Here is a 6254-nt window from a genome sequence, read left to right on the forward strand (position 1 = left end):
GATATCCTCATGCTTAGTTATCGCCATGCCTTTCATGCCGGCAACCATGCCGACGTGCTCAAACACGCCGTTCAGGCCCTGATCCTCGAGGCCCTGTGCGCCAAGGACAAGGGCTTTTGCTATATCGACACTCACGCCGGCGCCGGCGGCTACACGCTCGGCCACGAATGGACCCAGAAAAAGGCGGAATACCTGGGCGGCATCGCCCCCCTGTGGCAGCAGCGGGAGCAATGGCCTGAGCTGGCCGGTTACTTCGCCGCCATCCGGGCCATGAACCAGGACGACCGGCTCGACCACTACCCGGGCTCGCCCCTGGTGGCGGCGCACTTCCAGCGTCCCCAGGACCGGCTGGTGCTGATGGAGCTGCACAACAACGAGGTGGACAACCTGCGCCACAACCTGGGCGGCGAGGGGGTGGCCATCCACCACCGGGACGGCTTTGAGGGCCTGGTCGGCCTGCTGCCGCCCACGCCCAGGCGCGGCCTGGTGCTGATCGACCCGCCCTACGAGCTGAAGGAAGACTACCGGCGGGTGGCCGACACCCTGCAAAAGGCCCACCAGCGCTGGCCCATCGGCATCTACGCCATCTGGTACCCGCTGCTGGCGAAAGCCGTGGATCGCAGTGCCGGCCTCAAGCAGGCCCTGGCCCGCTGCGGCTTTGAGCGGATGCTGTGCGCCGAGCTCAGCGTCGGCCCCCAGGCCGAGGATTTTGGCATGCACGGCTCCGGCATGGTGGTGCTCAACCCGCCCTGGAAACTGGACGAGCAACTGGCCGGGCTATTGCCCCGCCTGGCACAGACCCTGGGCCAGGACGGACAGGGGGGGTGGAAGCTTGACGGCACCGGTGACAAGCCACCCACTGGTTAGGCTTTGTTGACACTCCACAAAAGGTAATCATAAAAACCTGCAGACTTTGGTTACCTAGTCTATTAGTTAATTTGGTGACAACATCGCCCCATCTACAGAGGGACTCCGCTTATTTTTGTGGAAAAATAGCTACACAGCCTGCTAAAACGTCTCCGCAGCTGCATGGTTTGGTTCAATTTCAGAGCTACCTCCAAGTCTTTGTAAGCTGGGCGATCAGAGCCTTGTAATCAAAAGAAGCAATGAGGGACTCATGGACGAGCAACCTAAGGACGACTCAATCCAACAGAACCTGATCAATCTACTTGCGTATGCGAAGGAGCTCCACAGTATTCGCAGCAAAGTTATTCTGGACTACACCCAGAAACCGGTCATGTCATCTAAAACCGGTGTCGAATTGTCCACCCATGAGAACGTTCGGCTACATGAAGACGCACCGGGAGAGGCTTGGATTGCGATCGACCGCATAGAACGGACGTCGCCCCCGGCAGTTCCCGATCACTGCGAACTTTTCCTTCAAGGGGTTCCCCTTGATAACACTTCCCAATCCCCAAGTCTCAAAGCTATCGCTGTACAGAGAGTCACCATTGAAGATGCCAGCGACCTGATCGAGGCTGGCATCGTGCTTGAACAGGATGTGATGCCGATCCGTGCTACAGACGACACCCACTTCGGCCAACAAGTAGACGTGATAATCAAGCTCGAGCAGGTCCCCCATCTTCAGCATGCATTTAAGTGCTGGGTGGCTGAACAATGGGCCTCCTGGGCCGAGATTGAACGAGCACGAGAGCGCCAGATCCGTCTCTACCGGCATTACTTCCAAATCCATCAGGAACTGCGTCATCACAGTGATGAGTTCGAGCTCGTTGTGGTACAAAACATGGTGGCACTAACCGCTGAAGACGGTTCAGTTGTTAAAGCACCTTTACTTGAGCATACCGTAGACATCACAGTCGACGAGCACGAAGGTTATGCGCTGATAATCACGCCTCGTGAAACGCCAACGTGCCTAGTCACTGAACCTTATGGCAATGCCATGCTGCCCGGCGCAAGCCGCCTGCGCACCTCCCTAACCCAGTATCTGGACAAGTATTACCAGCAAACAGAACGTATTGATATTCTGTTTGATGATGCATTGACGGAACGACTGGGGATGGCGGCTGCCAGCGTGTTGCATCCGGAGGCATACTATGATCCGGCTCTGACCGACCTGCCGGCACCGAAATCGATACCTGTCTGCTCCCCCATCTGGATGCTGGTGCTGAGACCGAAGTCAACTCAGCCCTACATCGACAACATCGAAACCCTGACTGAACAGATCCGTTCAACAAAAACGGAGGACCTACCTCAGGTCGGGATCGCCTTCGGCTCTCCGCCCAGTCACAAGAAGCTCGATGAAGATGAGATCGACTTCAACCTTGGAAACCTCAACATCGGCCAACGCCCAACGAGCTCTTCCTCAACTTCAGAGTTAACTGAGGTTGAGAAGCCTCATGGTGAGATGTTTTTCCCGCTGCCCTATAATCAGGAGCAGGCGACTATTCTGGATCAAACGGAGTCTTCTAACGCCGTATCGGTCCAAGGACCTCCAGGTACCGGTAAATCGCATACCATAGCCAACATTGTTGCGCATTACATGTCGACTGGCCGGCGCGTGCTCATTTCGGCCAAAACGCCCGAAGCATTGGCGGGTGTACGCAGCAAGTTACCCAAGACACTATCCAACTTGACCATCGCCGTACTGGATAATGACAGTGACAGCAAGAAGCAGGTCGAGAATGCGATTAGCTTTATCTCAGCCCAGATTCAGGGACTCAATCCTAAAGAAACTCGGATTGAGATAGAGCAATTACAATCCAGTATTCAGGCCAAGCGAGATCGCATCGCGGTCATTGAAAATGCGTTGCTCAAACACGCAGCATCACAATTAACCCAGATTGAATACAAAAATCAGCGCATATCTCCGGCCCAACTGGTTAAACTGATCAGATGCCAGCAAGAGGATCACTCGTGGTTCCCGGATGCATTAACTCTTAGTGATGAGCACACACCATCATTCAGCCATGAACTAGTCGTGCAAGCGCGAGAGCTGCGCCAAGACCTTGGTGAAGATGTATTCTACAGTAACCAGCCATTACCAGATTTGAACGTTCTCCCTGATGTACCAGCATTGCGTCGCATCCATGAGAGTCTTCAGCAGAGCCAAGCTATAGAGCGCGCACTTTTGAACGGTGAGACGCCCGAACCGGCCGAAAATACAGCGGACTTTGAGAAAAAGATGAAAGCGGCCATCCAGGTGTTCAACGACATGGCCATCACCAAGAGACATCTGCGGGAACATGATGACTGGACCAAACTGGTCATTCATCTCTTTAGCCCGGTGACCATTGCTACCGAGCGCCAAGAGATAGTCCGCCTGATCAACACAGCTGGTACTTGGCTCGACAAAGTGGAACCACTGATGGTGTATGCCATCAATGTAGACCTTCACCCTTGGGAGGACAATGATCTGGCAGAGGCGATCAAGCGCGCTGCATCTGGTCAGAAACCCTTCGGGCTCGGCGCACTTTTTAAGTCCAAGGCCAAGCGGGCATTCGAACAAATTCAGATCCGTGGACAATACCCCCAAAGCGCCGAAGAGTGGCAGTTGGTTCACCAAATGCTGGAAGCACTGAAAAGTCTCCAATCATTGAAAAACACTTGGCGCGCACTCGCCGGCTATATTGGATTTCCCGATCTCCCGGATACCGTCCCGGAGTTGGTCGCTTTTTTACGCCTGAATCGCCCAATACTGGATATCGCCGAACTCAATTATGAGCAGTGGACATTAACACTTGAACAGCTCAAAGAGCTCTACCCCTACGGCGTCGATCATACAGCTGTCGCTAAAATGGGTAATGAATTTGAACGGCTACACAACGGCCTTCGCCAATGGGTCAACCGACTGGAACTCATCCAATCACAGCAGGTTCCACGGCGTATGCGAGAAGCAGCAGAGGCGGGAAGAGGGCCCGTTTTCAACAGCCTTCGTACGATTGCTGACAAGCTCGGGGAGGAGGACGGCACAACCCAATTAGGCGACACTTGGCGAGTTCTGCGGGACAAGATCACATTGCTCAAAAGCAAGCAGGCCAAGTTTGAGCAGTTGTCAGCCATCGCCGACACTCTTCGTCAATATGGTGCGCCAAACTGGGCTCAGCAACTGTGCTCCGTACCAGCAGAAGGATACGAAGATCAACTAACACCCGGAGACTGGCGTGATGCTTGGGAACTCGCCCAAGCCCGGGGCTTTATCGCAAGCCTGCCGAGCCGAGATCAAATTAATGCTCTTGCCGAAGAGCAAAACAGCTTAGAACAAGATATCCAACGACAGTTCGATCGACTGATTGAATTGAGAGCACTCTTAGGCCTGCGCAAAGGCATGACCGAGAAGATCGCCTCTGGCCTGGCCCGTTTCGCAGCAGCTTTCAGCAGAATCGGCCGTAATGTAACGGCCAAACGCTCGAAGCAGCACTGGAAGGAGGCCCGTGATGCTATGATGGACTGCTATGATGCAATCCCATGTTGGATCATTCCTGAGGGGCGTGTCGCCGAACAGATCCCCGCGAAGCTTAAAGCTTTCGATTTGGTAATTATCGACGAAGCCAGCCAGTCTGATATCACCGCAATCCCAGTCATCCTCCGTGGTAAAAAGCTACTGGTTGTAGGGGATGATAAGCAGGTTTCACCCAGCCTTGTAGGTATCAAAGAAGAACGGATCTCGCAGTTGATGGAGGACTATCTGGGGAATCATCCACTGAAGCAGTCGTTTCATCCGACGAATTCGCTGTACGATTTGGTTGGCATAATGTCACCTGGAAAACGCACATCCTTGCGTGAACACTTCCGCTGTGTAGAGCCAATCATTAATTTCTGCTCGAAGCACTTCTACAGTGAGCCGCTCATCCCGCTTCGTCTTCCGATGAGCCATGAACGCCTAGACCCTCCTCTCGTCGATATTTGGGTCAAGAATGGCCGAAAGGTGCTTGATCGCAATGAAGCAGAAGCAAATGTGATCATTGAGGAAATTGAGAAGATTACATCAGACTCGGCAATGGCTGGGCGCACCATTGGTGTGATATCACTTATTGGCTATAAACAAGCTAAATTGATCTCAAAACGACTCTTCGACCGCCTTGGTGTAGAAATAATTGAGCGTCACCAGATTGAATGTGGTGATGCTCGATTTTTCCAAGGACAAGAGAGGGATATTGTCTTCCTCTCGATGGTCGCTTCACCTGGAGATGCACGAGCTCAAACTGGCCGAGAGAACCAGCAGCGCTTTAATGTGGCAGTAAGTCGGGCCCGAGATAGACTTGTCCTAGTACGCTCAGTTGGTCTTAATGACCTGAACAACCCACAGGACCTAAAAGCCGCCTTGATCGAGCACTTTCAGCGCCCCATTGAGGTCACAGAGGGAGACAAAGAGCGTATTATTCGGTGTGAATCCGAGTTTGAACGCCAAGTCTTTACCCGCTTAATAAACGACCACTATCGTGTTATACCTCAGTTCGAAGCTGGACATTACCGAATTGATATGGTGATCGAAGGTGCCAATGATCGTCGATTGGCAGTTGAGCTCGACGGTGATCAGTACCATGGCCCTGATAACTTCGTACGCGATCAGATTCGTCAGAAGCGTTTGGAACGGGTGGGTTGGACATTCTGGCGTTGCTGGGCATCTGATTGGTACATGAATAGTGATAGCTGCTACGCAGATCTGATCGATAGACTCAATAGCATGGGCATCGAGCCGCTCGGCTCTGAGTACAGCCAGGCAACCTATGTTCGCCACGAAACTCGTGGGGAGCAACAAACCAGCGAAGAGCTACTCACCGAGCTGGAGAAAGCGGTCAAACCGGCCGTAACACCAGTCAATGAATATGGCAAATTCGTGGATACACCAGACCAGCCAGCACACAGAGAGCCTACAGCACCAACCCTTTCTTCCTATCCAGAACCCCACAGTTCCATCCAGCTAATGATGACCGATCTGGATGAAATTCCAAGTGAGCAGGAAGAGATAATTGAGGTCGGTGATCGCGTGACTATCACATATGAAGATGAACCAGAAAAACAAATCACGATCATGATTTCCGAGCATCACCAAGAGCCAACCAAAGGCATTGTACGAAAGGATGAACCATTGCCACAGGCAATTCTGGGAGCAATGATCGGCGATGAGTTCGACATCACTACTGACCACCCACGAGTGGGGACAGTGCCAGGGTGAGATCGCGAACGTTTTTTGGACACTTCGTTCTATTTGACCCGCAGATCGTGTTGTGATCTGATACTCCCTTTTTGGGAGAGCCATGATGAGCCTTGATGCATTTTCTCAGTATTTCGGT

Annotated in this window: 2 protein-coding genes; both read left to right on the forward strand. The window is 52.9% G+C overall.

The features are described 5' to 3' along the window. Window positions 1-9 precede the first annotated feature (9 nt). A complete protein-coding gene (locus C7I36_RS13885; RefSeq protein ID WP_106454294.1) occupies window positions 10-867 on the forward strand; it encodes a 23S rRNA (adenine(2030)-N(6))-methyltransferase RlmJ in 858 nt (285 codons plus the stop codon). 250 nt (window positions 868-1117) lie between these two features. Then, on the forward strand, window positions 1118-6136 hold the full coding sequence (locus tag C7I36_RS13890; protein WP_106454295.1) for an AAA domain-containing protein: 5019 nt from the start codon (window positions 1118-1120) through the stop codon (window positions 6134-6136). Window positions 6137-6254 lie beyond the last annotated feature (118 nt).

This window comes from Zobellella taiwanensis, from assembly GCF_003012795.1.
Classification (GTDB): domain Bacteria; phylum Pseudomonadota; class Gammaproteobacteria; order Enterobacterales; family Aeromonadaceae; genus Oceanimonas; species Oceanimonas taiwanensis.

Coding starts and splice junctions, on each gene's coding strand:
- C7I36_RS13885 (WP_106454294.1), top strand. CDS start 10: ATGCTTAGTTATCGCCATGCCTTTCATGCCGGCAACCATGCCGACGTG.
- C7I36_RS13890 (WP_106454295.1), top strand. CDS start 1,118: ATGGACGAGCAACCTAAGGACGACTCAATCCAACAGAACCTGATCAAT.